The sequence below is a fragment of the Acinetobacter sp. NIOH-H-8 genome (genome assembly GCF_046635365.1).
Taxonomy (GTDB): domain Bacteria; phylum Pseudomonadota; class Gammaproteobacteria; order Pseudomonadales; family Moraxellaceae; genus Acinetobacter.
The window spans coordinates 1-469 of record NZ_JBHDVN010000162.1 but is presented as its reverse complement, the minus strand read 5'-3'; the positions used below and the strand labels follow the sequence as shown (position 1 = coordinate 469).

The 469-nt window shown below is 55.9% G+C and carries 1 protein-coding gene; it reads right to left on the bottom strand.

Annotation, left to right across the window (positions count from 1 at the left end; genetic code table 11):
* Positions 1-178 precede the first annotated feature (178 nt).
* Positions 179-364, bottom strand: a complete 186-nt coding sequence (locus ACEWB7_RS17575) for a Rop family plasmid primer RNA-binding protein (protein WP_123923990.1) — start codon at positions 362-364, stop codon at positions 179-181.
* Between the last annotated feature and the right edge of the window lie 105 nt (positions 365-469).

Genomic DNA, 469 nt, shown 5'->3' with positions numbered 1-469 from the left:
CCACTGGTTCCACTGGTTCCAAATCGCTGGAGCCCAGCAACGGCGAGGCCTGTAGCTGGAACCAGTGCGGAACCAGTAGTTTTTCGATTTTACGGGTGAATTGCATGAAAAAGCCCGCAGGGCGCGGGCTGTAGAGGTTTTTCGTTTGGAACCAGTGGACTGGTTCCAGTGCTACCGATCAGCCGTTTTTCACCCGAGCGGCGACAAGGCGCTCCAGTTTTTCGGCATCATCGTGGAGCTTTTCAGCAAGAGCGGTAAGGTCGTCGAAGTCGAGCGCCTCCACTTTTTCAAGCATGACGAGAGTCTGCGCACGGATAAAACGCGTTACGTTCATGGCACTTTCAGCGGGGGTAGGTTTAGCCATCAGAGCACCTCCTCAGCGTCCAGATCGTCAACAACAGGGAGAGACAGGGCGTAGAAGCGGCGTTTCCCTGGGTACCCACCTGCACGCTCTGACACTGTCAGATGC

What these genes read in the sequence shown, in the direction of transcription:
- ACEWB7_RS17575 (WP_123923990.1), bottom strand. Translation starts at nt 364, where the DNA reads ATGGCTAAACCTACCCCCGCTGAAAGTGCCATGAACGTAACGCGTTTT.